Raw genomic sequence first — 15,699 nt, 5'->3', positions numbered from 1 at the left:
GGCGAAGCACGGACACCGCGGTGCCGTGGAGCCGGAATAGTGAACGATGGAGGTTTTTATGGCCACGCTTCAACAGATCGTGACCGAAAAGAAGAGCGCCGCCGGCATGGTCGCCAAAATCGGTGCTGCGTTCTACGTCATGTGGGGAATCCTCCATATCTACGTTGGGATATTGGTCCTAAGCAAACTCCTTGCCCACGGACTGCCCGTTGGCACGGACGCTGGACGCAGCGTCATGTACTTCTGGCTGGTGATACTCGTAGGAGTCCAGGCCATCCTCGTGAGTATCTTCTTGAACTGGCGAAACAGCCATGCCGGTTACTGGATCAACGCGTGGACCAGCATCGTCGGTGACCTCGGTCTCGTTGTTTTCATGATGATTCCGGGCAACCTCAGTTTCGCTCAAGGAATCTCAGGACCCGTGCTGTGCGCACCCGCGCTGGTCTGCTCCACCTACGCCCTGGCCAGCGCAAGGGCCATCAAGAAGCAACGTAGTTGATTCTCAGCGATAGGGAGTCGCTGGGTCCGGCCCTTGGCGTAGCCGCCCCCGGCGACGATGAGCACGTCGGCCTCCTGCGGCGCCCAGCCACCGGTGGGCAGGGGCAGCCCACCCGCCGTGGTCACCGTGTGGGGGCCGTCCAGGGACACCAGCCGAACCGTGACGCCCAGCCCAGCGCGGCCGGCCAGGCCCAGCACTTCGTAAGGACCCACCACGTCGAGGTCGTCCGCGCCATCGAAGACGACCATGTCGACTCGCATGCAGCCTCCAAATGCTTGGTGTCGGATTTTCGGCTCCCCATGTTCACGACACGTCACCGCACGAGGAAGTGGCCAGCGCGCCAACATGCGCCAGGTTCTGGCCATGGTCATAGGCACAATGCGACTCGTTCCGACTAGTCGTCGCGATACTCGCCTCGGTTCCCGGGAACTTTCGCGGAGGTTCTTGCGACCACTGAGGGACAGCCGCCGTCTTGGAGGAGTACACATATGACCGACATCAACAGCAGCCGACGGATGGTGCTGAAAGCGGTGGCCGCAGGTGGGGTGGGGGCGGGCTTGGGGGCCATGGGTTTGGCGTCGCCGGCCGCAGCAACACCGCCGCGGCGCGGGCTGCGGGTGGCGATCTTGCTGTACGACGGCTTCACCGCGCTGGACGCGGTGGGCCCGTACGAGGTGTTGTGCCGGGTGCCGGACGCGTCCGTGGTCACGGTGGCCAAGCGGGTGGGGCCGGTGCGCACCGACACAGGCGTGCTCGGCCTGGTCGCCGATCGCGCACTGCACCAGGTACGGCAGGCCGATGTGCTGCTCGTCCCAGGGGCCGGCAATCGTGGCATCACCACGGCCATGGAGGACACCGAGACCGTCGACTGGGTACGCCGCTTGCACGAGGGCACGACCTGGACGACTTCAGTGTGCACCGGTGCGCTGCTCTTGGGCGCCGCCGGCTTGCTGCGCGGAGTGCCGGCGACCACGTACTGGGCGTCGCGCTCCTATATGGAGACCACCTTCGGCGCCGTGTACACACCGGGACGCTTCGTCGAGTCAGGGAAGATCATCACGGCTGCGGGTGTGTCCGCCGGTATCGACATGGCGCTGCACCTGGCGGCGAAGCTCGCCGACGAGAGAACGGCACAGGCTCTCCAACTGGCGGTGGAGTACGACCCGCAGCCGCCCTTCGACACCGGCAGCCCGGAAAAGGCCGGGCCCGAGCTGCAGCAACTCGCGCTGCAACTGCTTGAGGACGCCGCTCGCTAACGTGTCCGGGCCCGCGATTCGACCTCGATGATCTCTTCGGCTCCGGGGGCCCGGCCATCCGGCTCCCCGGCCAGGAGCAGATAGAGAGCCGGCAGACGGGCCACGAGGTGGTCCTCACGCACGTACAGGTTCTTGGGCCGCTGCGGATCGGCGTGGGAGGCGCTGGTGTGGCCGTGCCGGCAGCGGTAGGCGGCCCGATTGCCGGACCAGCAGGACTCCAGCCGCCGGTGGCAGGAGCCGCAGCGCAGCAGCCCGGCCAAGCGGTACGTGTGATTGGAACGGCCGGAGGGCGCCCGGATGCCCTGGACGGCGACGAAGTCGCTCTGGCTGACAAGGGCCTCGTGCGCGGGCCGCTCAGAGATGACCCAGTCCTCAGGCAGACTCCACCGCTGAACCTGACGATGACCCAGGCCGGTATTCGACGTGTCGATCAGGTCGTACGCCGACGGCTGCCGGTTCCACACCTCATGACCGGTGTAGCGGGGATTGGCCAGGATCGCGCGGACCGTGGTCAGTGTCCACCGCTCGGCACTCCGATGCGTATTGCGCTGCGGGTCCGCCGCGGGCGGGGTCCGCGGATCGGCACCTCGATCGGCTGCCAGGGTTCTCCTGTGGCGAGCCAGGTCAGGTACTTGCCGGACGCCCAGCGCTTCGTGAGCAAGCCCCGGACGTGGTCCGGCGTCGTCCAGGTCATGGGCGCAGGCCTGCTACGTGACTCGTCCGAGCCTCGGCCGAACGCCTCGTCGATCACCGCGAATCGGAAGGTATTGGACCGGGTGACGCTCCATTCGAGTTTGAACTGGTAGGCCAGTGAGGCCGCCAGGATGGTGTAGGCGAGCTTCTCCTTCTGACCGCCGGACTTGCCGCTGCTGTCGGAGTACGTCTCGTGTTCCGAATCGTCGAAACGGTGCGTCTTCACGCGTCACGTCATGGGGTTGCGTAGCCATTTGTTGCGCTCAGCGCAACGTCGGGCGGTGTCGACGACGGTCGCGATGGCGGGTGACGGATCGTTCGCGGGCCACAGCACGGAGAGTTCTGCCATGATCGGCGGATCGACGACGCCACGAAGAACGATGCCGGGGCTGGTCTTCGCGGCGTGCTCAGCGAACGATGTCGGGGCCAAGCTGACCTCGCGTCCGCTGGAGAGCCGGGCGAGCATGGCGTTCACCGGTGGTTCGTCGAACGCGCAGATATCCGGTGAGAAGCCCGCCTCGTGGCACGCGGCGACGATGGCGTCGTAGTACGCCGGGGCGTGGTGGCGGGCGAACAGCAGCAGCGTCTCGTCGCGCAGCTCCGCCAGTGGGATCTTCGGCACGTCAGCGAGGCGGTGGCGAGCGCTGAGGACCGCGGAGACGGGCTCTTCGCGGAGGAGCTCGCCATTTACCCCGTCGAGGGGCTGCGGTGAGAGAGCGAGACCGGCGTCCAGGTCGCCGGCACGGAGACGTTCGGGAATCTCGGCGCTGAAGAACTCTCGAGCGTCGACCAGGACGTCTGGATGGTCTTCCCGGAGAGTGTCCAGGAGCGCCGTGAGCGTGTCGAAGCTTGTCACCGGTGTGTAGCCCAACCGAATCGTCGTCGCGATCCCTGCCCCGGCCAGCCGGGTGAGCTGCACGGCTTGCTCCAGCGCGGCCAGCGCTTTCGGCACCTCGCGAGCCAGTGTCCGGCCTGCGGCGGTGAGCTGCACGCTACGGCTCGAACGCACGAACAACGGGGTGCCGAGGGTCTCCTCGAGCTTGCGGATCTGATGGCTCAGGGATGGCTGAGCGATGTAGAGACGCGTGGCCGCGCGACCGAAGTGGAGTTCCTCGGCTACGGCCATGAAGTAGCGGAGGACACGGGGGCTGACATCGATAGACAAATCCTACCGCTGGAGGTCCGGACAAGTCTTGGACGCCCGCCGGATGGCCGCCGTAGTGTCGTTCTCACGACGTGGGAGGCGTTCCAACGTGCCCCGTCGAGCCTGGTCGGAGCCGGTTTCGGTTCGCGTGACCGGCCGACAAACCACCTCAGCCTCGCAAGGAATGAAGCATGAACATCACCGTGATCGGACGAGGCAACGTCGGCGGCGGGCTGGCCGGCCTGTGGGAACGTGCCGGACACCAGGTGACGCGGCTGGGGCGTGGAGGCGGCAATGTCGGCACCGCGGACGCGGTACTGCTCGCCGTCCCGGGAACCGCCGTGGAGGTGGCGCTGTCATCCGTCGTCGGGCTCGAGGGCAAGACAGTGCTCGACGCCACGAACCTCTACGGCGGTGCCCGGCCTCCGGCCGGGTTCTCCTCCAACGCCGAGTACGTCCAGTCGGTGACGGGCGGGCCGACGGCGAAGGCGTTCAGCACCAACTTCGCCTCTCTCCTCGGGCAGGTCGCCGATGCCCGTGTACGGCCGAGCAACCTGTGGTCCGGTGACGACGAAGTCCAGGGCGTTGTCAGGCAGCTCAGTCTCGACGTCGGATACGAGGCGGTCCGTCTTGGCGACCTGAGCATGGCCGCCACGCAGGAAGGCCTGGCCGACCCGATGTTCGCGATCGCGCAGTCCGGACTCGGCCAGTTCGTCTACCGGCTGGCATCACCCGAACAGCTCTGACTCTGACCATCGAACGTTCAACCCATCACGCAGAAGGAACACAGTGACGCGCACCGCAAAGACCGGACTCGAGGCGCTGCTCACCCCCGAGGAGAGCGTCCTGGTGCTCATCGACCACCAGCCCTACCAGTTCACCAATCTCAACAGCCATGAACCAACCATGATCGTCAACAACGTCGTCGGCCTCGCCAAGCTCGCCAAGGCGTTCGACGTCCCCACTGTGCTGACCACGGTGATCGAAGAACGTGGCGGTTACCTCATCAAGGCTCTCCAGGACGTGTTCCCGGACCAGAAACCGATCAACCGCACGTACATCAACACCTGGGAAGACCGTCGTGTCGTCGACGTCGTGGAGAAGACGGGGCGCAAGAAGCTGATCATCGCCGGGCTGTGGACGGAGATCTGCGTCGCCATGCCCGCCATCCAGGCGCTGGGTGAGGGCTACGACGTCTTCGTCGTCACCGACGCCTGCGGCGGGGTCAGCGCCGAGGCGCACGACATGGCGGTGCGCCGCATGGAGCAGGCCGGCGTGGTGCCCATCACCTGGATGGCAGTGTCCGGGGAATGGCAGCGCGACTGGGCGCGCGAGCCGACGCCCCCCGAGCTCACGCAGATTCTCCAGGAGCACGGTGGCGCCAGCGGGATCGCGTTCGCCTGGGAGCTGCAACTGCTGGCCACACCCACCACCGATGGAGCTGGTGTGTAGCGCCGACGGACGCTGAGCCGCAGGCGAGCCTGGGGCACGTGGCGTGCCCCAGGCCGCCTTCGGTGCGGTCACATTCGGAATCGGGGGCGAGTGGGAGCCTCCCCGCGTCATCCAGGTGCGATTCCAGAGCGTCACCGACGCCGGTCCGGAACAATTCAAGCACTCGTACACGCAGGTCGTCGTCACCCCGGCCGAATACATTTCAGGCGATTTCCGCTACCCCTACCTCTCGCGAATCTCGCACCGTCGCGCACGGTCACAACGAAAGCTCTGAGGAAGTTGCCATGATGGACGATTCGAAGATCGAGTTCGGTATCGACAGCTTCGGGGACCGGCCCCGTGACAATCGAGGTGAGGTCGTCTCGCACGCGCAGGCGATCCGCGCCGCGGTGACCGAGGCCGTGCTGGCCGATCAGGTCGGCATCGACGTGGTCGCGTTGGGGGAGCACCACCGGCCGGAGTTCGCGATCTCCAGCCCGGAGACGGTGCTGGCCGGTATAGCGACCGCCACGAAGCGCATTCGGCTCGCCTCAGGTGTCACAGTGCTGTCCTCGGACGACCCGGTGCGGGTCTTCCAACGGTTCGCGACCGTGGACGCGCTCTCCAGCGGCCGGGCGGAGGTGATCCTCGGACGTGGTTCGTTCACCGAGTCGTTCCCGCTGTTCGGGTACGACCTGAAGGACTACGAGGTGCTGTTCGAGGAGAAGATCGACCTGTTCCACCGGCTCCTGGACGAGACGCCGGTCACCTGGGAGGGCACCACCCGGGCCGCCCTGAATGACGCGGACGTGTACCCGAAGACCGATTCGGGACGGCTCAGCACCTGGGTGGGAGTCGGTGGGTCACCGCAGTCCGTGCTCCGTACCGCCCACTACGGGTTCCGGCTCATGCTCGCCATCATCGGCGGCGCCCCCGCCCGGTTCGCTCCCTACGTGGATCTTTACCGGCGGGCGAACCAGGAGCTCGGCACCACCGCACAGCCGGTCGGGATGCACTCGCCCGGCTTCGTCGCCGCCACCGACGAAGAAGCCAAAGAGCTGTTCTACCCCGGGTACCGGGAGATCCGCGACCGTATCGGGGCGCTGCGCGGCTGGCCACCGCTTCGCCGGGAGGAGTTCGACGCCGAGGTGGGGCGCGGGTCGCTGTATGTCGGTTCGGTCGAGACGGTCGCGAACAAGATCGCCCACGCGATCCGGGTGCTGGATGCGGGCCGGTTCGACATGATCTACTCCGCCGCCGGCACCGTTTCAGCCACCGCCCGGCTACGTTCGGTCGAACTGTACGGCACCCAGGTCATCCCCCGGGTCCGCGAGCTGCTGGCCGAACAGGCCGCCGTCACGGCGGCGACACGATGACCACCCCCGTGGCCACCGTCGGGATCCTGGGGGCCGGGAAGGTCGGCACCGTCCTGGCGCGCCTGGCGGTCGCCGCCGGCTACCGGGTTCTGATCTCCGGCTCCGGTGACCCCGCGAAGATCGCGCTGACCACCGAGGTGCTCACCCCTGGCGCGACCGCCGCGTGGCCAGCCGAGGCCGCGCAAGCCGCGGACGTAGTGATCCTCGCTCTCCCGCTCGGCAAACTCCGTAACCTCCCGGCCCCGGCGTTGCGGGGGAAGCTGGTCGTGGATGCGATGAACCACTGGTGGGAAATCGATGGTCCCCGCGACACGATCGTCCCGCCCGGTACGTCCTCGAGCGAAGTCGTGCAGCAGTTCCTGACGGGCGCGCGAGTCGTGAAAGCCTTCAACCACGTGGGCTATCACGACCTCGAAGACGGGGCTCGCCCATCCGGCCACCTCGGGCGCAAGGCGATCGCGATCGCCGGTGACTCACCCGAGGATCTCACCGCCGTGTCAGAGCTGATCGACACACTTGGGTTCGACCCACTCGCCATCGGTGACCTCGCGGCGGGTGCCCGGCTCGAGCCCGGCGCCCCTGCCTTCGGAGCCAATGTCGACGCCGAGCAGCTTCGCGCGCTCACCAGTACCCCTGCTCCGGCCACTGAACCGTCTCTGACCTATTCACAAAAAGGACGGCCAGCTGACTCAGGGATCAGTTGACAACAGCGGTGCATCCGTGACGGTCAGGCTCGAGGTCGCCAGCCCGATCAGCTCCTACACGGTGAACCTCGCCAATGAATCACCCGTCGGCAGGGTCGACTTCGTCGACTTTCCCGAGGAAGACGATGACCGGATATTTTTCCACACCGAGGTAGATCAGGAGTTCAGTGGACGAGGTCTGGCTGGGCTGCTGGTGCGTGAGGCGCTCGCAGACAGCATTCGCAAGAACCTCACCGTCGTACCTGTGTGCCCGCTGTTTGCTCGCCATCTGAGAATGCATGGCGATGAATTCGCCACGAATGGCGGTGTCTTCCGCCAGCCGACACCTGCCGACATCACACTGGTCACGCGCGCCAGCGTTGGGCTGGTCCGCACCGAAAGGGAAGATCATGGGATACATCACCGTTGGGAATGAGAACAGCACGCCGGTCGAGCTGTATTACGAGGACCAGGGGTCGGGTCAACCGGTCGTCCTCATCCACGGCTACCCGCTGAACGGGCACAGCTGGGAGCGTCAGACGCGCGAACTCCTCGCGTCCGGGTACCGGGTCATCACTTACGACCGTCGCGGATTCGGGCAGTCGTCGAAGGTCGGCTCCGGTTATGACTACGACACGTTCGCCGCGGACCTGAACGCGGTCCTGGAGACCCTGGACCTGCGCGATGTGGTGCTGGTCGGCTTCTCGATGGGCACCGGGGAACTGGCCCGGTATGTGGCACGCTACGGACATGAGCGAGTAGCGAAGCTCGCGTTCCTCGCCTCGCTCGAACCGTTCCTCGTTGCCCGCGACGACAACCCCGAGGGTGTCCCGCGGGAGGTGTTCGACGGCATCTCCGAGGCCGCGAAGGGCGATCGGTACGCCTGGTTCACGCGGTTCTACTCGGACTTCTACAACCTGGACGAGAACCTCGGCTCCCGGATCAGCCAGGAGGCCGTCACCGGCAGCTGGAACGTCGCGATCGGCAGCGCCCCGGTCGCCGCGTACGCGGTCGTCCCGTCCTGGATCGAGGACTTCCGCGGTGACGTCGAGGCGGTGCGCGCCAGTGGCAAGCCGGCGCTGATCCTGCACGGCACCAAGGACAACATCCTCCCCATCGACGCCACCGGGCGTCGCTTCCACGCGGCGTTCCCCGAGGCCGAGTATGTCGAGATCGAAGGCGCCCCACACGGTCTGCTCTGGACCCACGCCGACGAGGTGAACACCGCTCTGAACACATTCCTCAACACGTAGGACCTCCACCGATGATCTTGGTGGTCGGACCACTCCGGATCTTACGGTTGAAGATGATCTCCACGTTGTGCGGACGGCCAAGATCAAGCTTGTCGGCGATCAACGCTTCGAAGAACCCCGGGCGTGGCGGGGTGCGTCGAAGACGATCGTGCGGGAGAGCTTGACCTGCCACATCGAGGTCTCCCACCAGTAGCCGGCGTCCCGGTCGGTATTGGCGAACGGCAGCGGCAGAGCAAGCCGATCGCGTCAGCCACTGGATCCCGAAAAGCCGAGCACCGAGCACTCCTTCTGGACGATACGTAAAGAATTACGGACTTTGCATCATTAATCATGCTCTGCTGCTCTCGCAGTATCGATGGCGGAGCCGGCCACTCGCGCGGACGTCGTCGCGGCGCTCAAGGGCATCACCGACGCGGTTCCCGACTTCCACTGGGAGATCAAGGAGGTGGCGATCAATGGTGAAACTCTGGCCTGCCACTCCGTCAACCACGGCACCCCCACCAAGGAATGGCTCGGGGTGGCTCCCACGGGCGCTCCGATCGAGATCGACAAGTTCGCCATCTACCGGTCCGCGACGGGAAGTTCGTGCAGATGTCGGCCGTTCACGACGCCGAGGCCCTGAAGAAGCAGCTCGCGGGCCGACCCAGTCGGGGCTCAGCCACGCAGAGCTCGCCGCATGCTCAAGCTCGCCCAGCGTGCGCCCGGCGACGCCATCGCCGCGAACGGCCGGTATCGAAGGCTACGTCTCGGTGGTCTTCGCCACCGGCGCGACGGTCATTTGCGAGGTGCCCGGTAGGCCGACGCCGACGTCGCGCTCGGGGACGCCGACTTCCAGGGCGAGGGTGATGATCGAGTGGCGCGGGCTGTGGGACTGTACGTTCTTTGGCTCGCCCAGAGAATCGGATCCGGACCAGTGCGGCGACGGTGAAGCCGATCAGGCCGATGACTCCCGACCATGCGGTCAGGATCGAACGGCAGGGGTCTGCTCCTCAGCATCGTTCAGCTCCGGCGGTGGGCCTAGTGACACCGCGTCACATCTTCCCCCGAACAATGTCATGCGAACTGATGACGTGGTCGCGCTGGCGATCGTCCACTCAGGTCGCTGAGGTTGAGAATATGACACCAGCGATCCGCGTTGACCGGACGGACGTGGCTGTTCTCGTCGCCACCGTGGTGGTGGCGTTGACCCCGGCGACAGCGTCGGCGACGACGCCGGGGTCGGGGACGGCATGGCCACGACCGGGGCCAGGCATCCACGCCAACGCGATCGCACCAGTACTGCAGTCGCGCTTATGACGCGTGTCCGCGTCGCTGGTAGTGGTGTCGGCGGGCGGTGTACTGGTGTCTTCGTCGCCAGCGTGAGCGGCGCAGCTGAGCACAGGACGCCTCCTTCAGCTTCCGTTCGCGGCCGAGCGCGGTGGCTGCCGTGCCTGGTTCCGGAACTGTGCGGGCGATGAGCCGACCACGCGGCGGAACGCGGTGCTGAACGCGCTCTCGGACAGGTAGCCCGTGGCCCGTGCGAGCTCGGAGATCGACAGAGTGTCGCGGGTGAGGGCGTCGCGCGCGAGGCTCATGCGCCATTGGATCAGGTACTCCAACGGCGGGACCCCGACGTGGCTCTTGAAGGCCTGGGCGAACGCGGAACGCGACATGTGGCTGATCTCGGCGAGCTCCTTGAGGCTCCAGGAGTGGGCCACGTCCGCGTGCACGGCACGCAGGGCGGCACCGATGCCGTCCTCATTCAGGGCGCCCAGCCAGCCGGTGGGCCGGTCTGTCTGGCCGGCGTGAGCACGCAGCATGTGCACGAGCAGGATCTGTGCGAGGTGGTTCTGCACCAGCGGGCCGCCGGCGGCGGCGACCCCGACCTCGGTGGCCAGGAGATCGATCAGCTGCGCGAGCCGCCTGCCATGAGGATCGGCCACGCGGACGATCACGAGCGGCGGCAGAAGATCGGTCAGGAGGGCCGCGTTCCTGTCGTCGAACGCGATGTGCCCGACGCAGAGGTAGAGGTCCTCCTCGGACTCCGGGCCGATCCGCACGAACCCGTCTTCGGCACCCGCCCACACCTGCTCCGCAGGGCGCGGGCGTGCGTCGAGCGTGCTGGCCAGGACGTAAGGCGGCGGGTTGCCCAGCATGAAGGTGTCACCCTCCTGCAGGAGCACCGGCTCGTGCCCTTCGAGGACCAACCAGCACGTGCCGCGCACGAGGCCCCCGATCCGTACGTGCAGGAACGTGTCGAAGCGCAACGCCCACTCTCCCGCGGCCCGGAGGCTGGGTCCGATCACCGTGCGGGGCCTGAGCAGGCCGATCGCGTCAGCCACTGGATCCCGAAATCCGAGCACCGAGCACTCCTCCTGGACGATACGTAAAGAACGCCGGACTTCGCATCATGGATAGTATCCCCGATCTCCCGCAGTATCGATATCGAACGGATCGACATCGAGAGAGTGATGGAGACACCCACATGGGACAGCTGGAAGGCAAGACGTCGGTAGTCACCGGGGGCAGCACCGGTATCGGTCTGGCCACCGCCGTACGGCTGGCGGACGAGGGCGCGTACGTGTTCGTCACCGGCCGGCGCGAGTCCGAACTGGAGGCCGCCGTCAAGACCATCGGAGCAGACCGGGCCACCGCGGTCGTCGGCGACATCTCGAAGCCGAAGGACCTGGACCGGCTCTACGAGGCGGTCCGGGCGCGAGGCGAGGGTTTGGACGTGCTTGTGGCGAACGCGGCGGTCGGTGCGTTCGTGACGCTGGAGCAGACCACCGAGGAGCACTTCGACCAGACCTTCGCGGTCAACGTCCGAGGCACGCTGTTCACCGTGCAGAAGGCGTTGCCGCTGCTCAACGACGGAGCCTCGATCGTCCTGGTCGGTTCGACCGCCGGCGACCGTGGAGTAGAGGCGTTCGGCGCGTACGCGGCGTCGAAGGCGGCCGTCCGGTCCTTCGCGCGGACGTGGTCCAACGAGCTCAAGGGCCGCGGCATCCGGGTCAACGTGGTCTCACCGGCATGGATCGAGACTCCCGGGGGCACCGCCGCTTTCGGCGACGAGGAGACCGCCCGGGCCGTCAAGGAGAATGTCGCCGCGACCGTGGCCAAGGGCCGTATGGGCCAGCCTGAGGAGGCCGCCGCAGTCGTGGCCTTCCTGGCCTCGGAACAGAGCAGCTACGTCGTCGGCGCGAACTTCTACGTTGACGGAGGCACGAACCAGATCTGAGCAGGCACCACACGATGGGTGGCATCTGAAGCGTCCCAGGTTCTATGCCGCTACTATCCAGGCGGCGCAGCCACCAACATCGACGTCGGCGCCGAGATCGACCAGCAGTCCATGGCCCGAGCGGGCTCCTCGGCGCGGAGTCGAGCCGATGCCGCCGTTGGGCTGCCGACCGCGCTGCGCGTTCCGGCCAACGAGGCTGACAACAACCCTGGTACCAACATCCACAGACCAGATGGCCGGAACAACGTCGGCGGGGGGTGTTCCGCCTTATTCCTGCTGCCGAAACGGCGTCGCCACGTCGGCCCCGCGCATGCGGGGGCGTTCTGCGGGAACAGCCCGAGGATTTCCCTCAGTGGCTCAACCGCATCCCAGTAGCTCACTGCGTCATGCGGCGGTGGAGTGATCATGCTCCACGAGCTTCCCTTCGAGACCTACTCGCTTAGGCTCGGCTCAGCGACGGCGATGTTGGCTCCGAGGCTGGCGACGCGGCGCACGGCTCGCATGTTCGTCTCCATAGCTGCTCAACCCTCCCGACTTGGGAGAGCGAGTGTGGTGGAGGCGCTGAAGGGCATGTACGTATCGGCGGTGTCCTAGGACACGTAAGTTGTACATAGCTGGGCATTTCCGGGCATGAAGGTACGTCACCCTGGCCCAGCCTTCGGCTGACGCCGGGATCAGGGCTTGCTGACCTTCCTCCTTCCAACAGGCCGGAGACACTGGAGCACCGTGTCTTGTCCGCTACAAATCACCGGGCGGAATCCAGGATGACCTTCACTTCCTCTCGCGTGTCCGCCCTCAGGGCGCGAGTCTCGCGATCGTAGACCAAGGTGATGCGGTCGGCGCGCAAACGGCCGATGACGCGCATGCCTTTCTATATGCATCCCTGACGCCGAAAGCGCAAACAACTACCGAAAAGTACGGCAGCGCATTCGCGTCAGTTGTGACCGTCCTGGACCGCGATGGTGGCGGGGTCATGGTTTGAAGCGGTAGCCCATGCCGGGTTCAGTGATCAGATGATCGGGGTGGGCCGGGTCGCGTTCGAGTTTGCGGCGGATCTGGGCCATGTACTGGCGCAGGTAGTGGGTTTCCTTGACGAAGCGGGCGCCCCACACCTCGGTGAGAATGTGACGCTGGCTGATCAGCTTGCCCGGATGGCGGAGCAGCATCTCCAGGATGTGCCACTCGGTCGGGGTGAGGCGCACATTGCCGGAGATCGTCTTGTTGGTCAGGTCGATCACGTGGTCGCCGACCTGGATGCGGGCCAGCTCGGCCTCCTGAAAGGAGGTGCGGCGGGTGACGGCGCGCACGCGGGCCAGCAGTTCGTCGATGCCGAACGGCTTGGTCACGTAGTCGTCGGCGCCGGCGTCCAAGGCCTCGATCTTGTCCTGGTTGCCGGCCCTGCCGGACAGCACGATGATCGGGATGGTGGTCCAGCCGCGCAGGCCGTGGATGACGTCGATCCCGTCCAGGTCGGGCAGCCCCAGATCGAGGATGACCAGGTCCGGCGAGCTGTCGACGGCCGCGCGCAGAGCCGAGGCGCCGTCGTCGGCGACGTCCACCTCGTAGTGGCGGGCGGCAAGGTTGATGCGCAGCGCGCGCAGGATCTGCGGTTCGTCATCGACCACGAGGATGCGGGTCATGCCGTCATCTCCCTGCTGGAGATGGGCAGTGTGAGGGTCATGGTGAGACCTCCCCCTGGTGTCTCCTCGGGTACGAGGGTGCCGCCCATCGCCTCGGTCAGGCCGCGCGAGAGGGCCAGGCCGAGACCGACGCCGGAGTGGTTGTCGCGGTCGCCGAGCCGCTGGAACGGCTGGAAGACGCGGTCATGCGCCTCGAGCGGGATGCCCGGGCCGCGGTCCATCACGCGGATCTCCACGTGGTCGCCGTACCAGCTCGCGGTGATCAGTACGCTCTGGTCCGGCGGGCTGTAGCGGACCGCGTTGGACATGAGGTTGACCAGCACCCGCTCCAGCAGGGCCGGGTCGGCGAGGATCTCGGGCAGGTCGATGGAGATGTCGCCCTCGACCCGGTCGCGCAACGGGCCGAGATCGTCGATGGCGCGCGGAACGATCTCCTCCAGGGCGAGCGGTTGCGGGGTCACACCGAGCACCCCTGCCTGCAGACGGCTCATGTCCAGCAGGTTCTCCACCAACCGGTCCAGCTTGTCCAGCGACTCCTCGGCGGTGGCGAACAGCTCGGCGCGGTCCTGTTCCGACCAGGCGACGTCGGTGTTGTGCAGGCTCTCCACCGCGGCCTTGGCCGAGGCCAGCGGCGTGCGCAGGTCGTGGCTGACCGCGGCGAGCAGCGCGGTACGCATCCGGTCGGCCTCGGCCAGCGGGCGGGCCTGTTCGGCCTCCTGCTGGAGACGTTCCTGGCGTAGCGCGACGGCGACCTCGGCGGCGAACGCCTCCAGCACAGTACGGTCGGCGGCGTCCAGCGGCCCACCCTGCGCGGCCAGGACCATGTCGTCGTCGATGACCACGTCGGTGTCGGCCTGGCCAGGGTAGGTGGACGGGGCGCCGCCGAAGGTGGCCGCGATCCGCCACGCGTCCGGATCCGACTGGTGGTCCGGCGTGCGGGCGGCCTCCGGCCGTCGTTCCAGCAGAGTGACCGAGGTCAGGCCGAACGTCTCACGCATCCGCTCCAGCAGGGACGGCACGGCGGCCTGACCGCGCAGCACATGCCCGGCCAGCGTGGACAGCAGCTCGGCGTCCGCGCCGGCGCGAGCGGCTTGCCTGGTGCGGCGGGCAGCGATGTCCACAATCGTGCTGACCGCCGCCGCCACCAGAACGAAGACGATCAGGGCGAAGAAGTTCTCCGGGTCGCTGATGGTGAACTCACCGACCGGGGGTGTGAAGAACCAGTTCAGCAGCAGCGATCCGCCTACGGCCGCGGTGATGGCCGGCCACATTCCACCCGCCAGCGCCACTCCGATGGTCAGGCAGAGGAAGAAGAGGATCTCGCTGGGCAGCGACAGCATGTCCCTGAACGGCGACAGCGCGGCGGTCAGCGCGGGCATGCCGGCCACCGCCATCACCCAGCCGCTCAGCCGGCGCGTGCGAGTGAGCGCGGCGCGTGAGCCGGCCGGCCGCCGCCGGCCTTTCTTGGCCTCGTCATGGGTGATCATATGGACGTCGATGGAGCCCGAGCGTGCGGTGGTCTCCACCCCGACGCCTCGGGAGAAGAGCTGGGCGAACCGGCCCCTTCGGGAGGCGCCAAGCACGAGTTGGGTGGCGTTGACACCGCGGGCGAAGTCCAGCAGGGCGCGCGGGATGTCGTCACCGACGACCTGGTGATAGGTGCCGCCCATGTCCTCGACCAGCGACCGTTGGCGGGCCAGGCTGGCCGGATCGGCTCCGGCCAGCCCGTCGGCGCTGGTCACGTGCACGGCCAGCAGGTCGGCGCCCTTGGTGCGGGCGGCGATGCGGGCAGCACGCCGTACCAGCGTGTCGCCTTCGGGGCCGCCGGTCAGGGCGACCACGACGCGCTCGCGCGCCTCCCAGGTGCTGGCGATGCCATGTTCGGCGCGGTAGCGATCGAGCTGGTCATCGACTTTTCCCGCGACCCACAGCAGGGCCAGCTCGCGTAGGGCGGTGAGGTTGCCGACGCGGAAGTAGTTCGACAGTGCCGCGTCGACCTTCTCCGGCGCGTAGACGTTGCCGTGCGCCATCCTGCGGCGCAGCGCCTCGGGCGACATGTCGACCAGCTCGATCTGATCGGCCCGCCGTACGACCTCGTCGGGTACGGTCTCGCGCTGCGGCACGCCGGTGATCTCCTGGACCACGTCGTTGACCGACTCCAGGTGCTGGATGTTCACCGTGGAGATCACATCGATCCCGGCGTCCAGGATGTCGTCGATGTCCTGCCAGCGCTTGACGTTGAGGGAGCCGGGCACGTTGGTGTGCGCCAGCTCGTCGATCAACGCCACTGTGGGCGCGCGGGCGATCACCGCCTCGGTATCCAGCTCGGTGAACGTCGCGCCCCTGTGCGTCATGGTCTTGCGCGGGATCACCTCCATGCCTTCCAGCAGAGCGGCGGTGCGAGCGCGGTGGGGGGGGTGGGGGGAAAACCACCCCCCCCCCCCCCCCCCCCGCCCCCCCCCCCCCCCCCCCCCCAGGCACGCCGGACGGGTTGCCCCCCCCCCGGG

17 protein-coding genes are annotated in these 15,699 nt (G+C 67.1%); 10 read left to right on the top strand and 7 right to left on the bottom strand.

Annotated elements, in window-relative coordinates; translation table 11 throughout:
* Positions 1-58 precede the first annotated feature (58 nt).
* Positions 59-499 (top strand): hypothetical protein, encoded by a 441-nt coding sequence (locus AB0H88_RS40360; protein WP_357653857.1) that lies wholly within the window; start codon positions 59-61, stop codon positions 497-499.
* Here AB0H88_RS40360 and AB0H88_RS40355 read toward each other — a convergent pair.
* The gene (locus tag AB0H88_RS40355) at positions 454-759 is read right to left on the bottom strand and encodes a hypothetical protein (RefSeq protein WP_357653856.1); all 306 of its coding nucleotides are present in this window, start codon (positions 757-759) and stop codon (positions 454-456) included. The two genes, AB0H88_RS40360 and AB0H88_RS40355, sit on opposite strands and share 46 nt — an antisense overlap.
* Positions 760-987: 228 nt before the next feature.
* Between AB0H88_RS40355 and AB0H88_RS40350 the strand changes: the two genes are divergently transcribed.
* Entirely contained in the window at positions 988-1,755 is a 768-nt protein-coding gene (locus AB0H88_RS40350; protein ID WP_357653855.1) for a DJ-1/PfpI family protein, read from the top strand.
* Here the strand turns inward: AB0H88_RS40350 and AB0H88_RS40345 are convergent.
* The 3 genes from AB0H88_RS40345 to AB0H88_RS40335 are packed head-to-tail and all read right to left on the bottom strand — an operon-like array spanning position 1,752 to position 3,613.
* Positions 1,752-2,249, bottom strand: a complete 498-nt coding sequence (locus AB0H88_RS40345; RefSeq protein ID WP_357653996.1) for a recombinase zinc beta ribbon domain-containing protein — start codon at positions 2,247-2,249, stop codon at positions 1,752-1,754. The two genes, AB0H88_RS40350 and AB0H88_RS40345, sit on opposite strands and share 4 nt — an antisense overlap.
* Before the next feature lie 17 nt (positions 2,250-2,266).
* Entirely contained in the window at positions 2,267-2,674 is a 408-nt protein-coding gene (locus AB0H88_RS40340) for an SbcC/MukB-like Walker B domain-containing protein (RefSeq protein WP_357653854.1), read from the bottom strand.
* 3 nt (positions 2,675-2,677) lie between these two features.
* A complete protein-coding gene (locus AB0H88_RS40335; RefSeq protein ID WP_357653853.1) occupies positions 2,678-3,613 on the bottom strand; it encodes a LysR substrate-binding domain-containing protein in 936 nt (311 codons plus the stop codon).
* Positions 3,614-3,783: 170 nt separating this feature from the next.
* Between AB0H88_RS40335 and AB0H88_RS40330 the strand changes: the two genes are divergently transcribed.
* The 7 genes from AB0H88_RS40330 (at position 3,784) to AB0H88_RS40300 (ending at position 8,957) form a co-directional block, all read left to right on the top strand.
* A complete protein-coding gene (locus AB0H88_RS40330) occupies positions 3,784-4,338 on the top strand; it encodes a hypothetical protein (protein WP_357653852.1) in 555 nt (184 codons plus the stop codon).
* A 43-nt stretch (positions 4,339-4,381) separates the two neighbouring features.
* Positions 4,382-5,044, top strand: coding sequence for a hydrolase (locus AB0H88_RS40325; RefSeq protein WP_357653851.1), 663 nt, complete (start codon positions 4,382-4,384; stop codon positions 5,042-5,044).
* Positions 5,045-5,328: 284 nt separating this feature from the next.
* A complete protein-coding gene (locus AB0H88_RS40320; protein WP_357653850.1) occupies positions 5,329-6,399 on the top strand; it encodes an LLM class flavin-dependent oxidoreductase in 1,071 nt (356 codons plus the stop codon).
* On the top strand, positions 6,396-7,103 hold the full coding sequence (locus tag AB0H88_RS40315; protein WP_357653849.1) for an NAD(P)-binding domain-containing protein: 708 nt from the start codon (positions 6,396-6,398) through the stop codon (positions 7,101-7,103). Before AB0H88_RS40320 ends, AB0H88_RS40315 begins: the two co-directional genes overlap by 4 nt.
* A gap of 16 nt (positions 7,104-7,119) precedes the next feature.
* Complete coding sequence (locus tag AB0H88_RS40310) at positions 7,120-7,518, top strand: GNAT family N-acetyltransferase (protein ID WP_357653848.1); 399 nt, start codon at positions 7,120-7,122, stop codon at positions 7,516-7,518.
* A complete protein-coding gene (locus tag AB0H88_RS40305; protein ID WP_357653847.1) occupies positions 7,493-8,335 on the top strand; it encodes an alpha/beta hydrolase in 843 nt (280 codons plus the stop codon). The genes AB0H88_RS40310 and AB0H88_RS40305 overlap by 26 nt, the downstream gene beginning before the upstream one ends.
* 355 nt (positions 8,336-8,690) lie before the next feature.
* The gene (locus AB0H88_RS40300) at positions 8,691-8,957 is read left to right on the top strand and encodes an ester cyclase (RefSeq protein WP_357653846.1); all 267 of its coding nucleotides are present in this window, start codon (positions 8,691-8,693) and stop codon (positions 8,955-8,957) included.
* Between the two features lie 769 nt (positions 8,958-9,726).
* Here AB0H88_RS40300 and AB0H88_RS40295 read toward each other — a convergent pair.
* Positions 9,727-10,677, bottom strand: coding sequence for an AraC family transcriptional regulator (locus AB0H88_RS40295; RefSeq protein ID WP_357653845.1), 951 nt, complete (start codon positions 10,675-10,677; stop codon positions 9,727-9,729).
* Between the two features lie 122 nt (positions 10,678-10,799).
* Here AB0H88_RS40295 and AB0H88_RS40290 point away from each other — a divergent pair, with 122 nt between their 5' ends.
* Complete coding sequence (locus AB0H88_RS40290) at positions 10,800-11,552, top strand: SDR family oxidoreductase (RefSeq protein WP_357653844.1); 753 nt, start codon at positions 10,800-10,802, stop codon at positions 11,550-11,552.
* 971 nt (positions 11,553-12,523) lie between these two features.
* On the opposite strand, the gene AB0H88_RS40285 is transcribed toward AB0H88_RS40290, so the two are convergent.
* Both AB0H88_RS40285 and AB0H88_RS40280 read right to left on the bottom strand, forming a co-directional pair.
* The gene (locus AB0H88_RS40285) at positions 12,524-13,192 is read right to left on the bottom strand and encodes a response regulator (protein ID WP_357653843.1); all 669 of its coding nucleotides are present in this window, start codon (positions 13,190-13,192) and stop codon (positions 12,524-12,526) included.
* Positions 13,189-15,669 (bottom strand): DUF4118 domain-containing protein, encoded by a 2,481-nt coding sequence (locus AB0H88_RS40280; protein ID WP_357653995.1) that lies wholly within the window; start codon positions 15,667-15,669, stop codon positions 13,189-13,191. The genes AB0H88_RS40285 and AB0H88_RS40280 overlap by 4 nt, the downstream gene beginning before the upstream one ends.
* Positions 15,670-15,699: the final 30 nt, after the last annotated feature.

Origin of the sequence: Nonomuraea sp. NPDC050680, assembly GCF_040654555.1 — a bacterium.
Taxonomy (GTDB): domain Bacteria; phylum Actinomycetota; class Actinomycetes; order Streptosporangiales; family Streptosporangiaceae; genus Nonomuraea.
This window is presented reverse-complemented; position numbering and strand designations above follow the sequence as displayed.